Source organism: Deinococcus phoenicis (assembly GCF_000599865.1).
Taxonomy (GTDB): Bacteria; Deinococcota; Deinococci; order Deinococcales; family Deinococcaceae; genus Deinococcus; species Deinococcus phoenicis.
Genome location: NZ_JHAC01000086.1, coordinates 1 through 362, shown reverse-complemented (window position 1 = coordinate 362; position 362 = coordinate 1). Strand labels below are relative to the sequence as shown.

Annotated in this window: 1 protein-coding gene; it reads right to left on the bottom strand. The window is 54.7% G+C overall.

All coding sequences use genetic code 11. The features are described from left to right. Positions 1-17 precede the first annotated feature (17 nt). A partial coding sequence (locus DEIPH_RS19445; RefSeq protein WP_200868194.1) for a transposase occupies positions 18-362 on the bottom strand: 345 nt, incomplete at its 5' end.

Here is a 362-nt window from a genome sequence, read left to right as displayed (position 1 = left end):
TGCGGCTCCGTGTCGTCTTAGCGGTGCTCGCCCATAACCTCACCAGGCCCTAAACGGCGTTGCCAACTGACCTTGACTTCCTGAACATTACGGTCTGCTTCCCAGGCTTTCACTTCACGTTCTAGTGCCTCTCTTGTCGCCAAGCGCTGTCCTAAACACTGGCGCTCCAGAACCGACCATTCCATCTCAGCCATGTTCAACCAGGAAGCATGCTTAGGCGTGTAAATCCACTCAAAGCGCCTCTTCAACAGATTGGCTTCGTCGGGTGAGAGGTGTTCGTACAACGCGGAGGGTGTGTGAGTGGAAAGCTGATCCAGCACCAAACGTATTTTCTTTGCGTCCGGGTAGCGCAGATGCAGAGC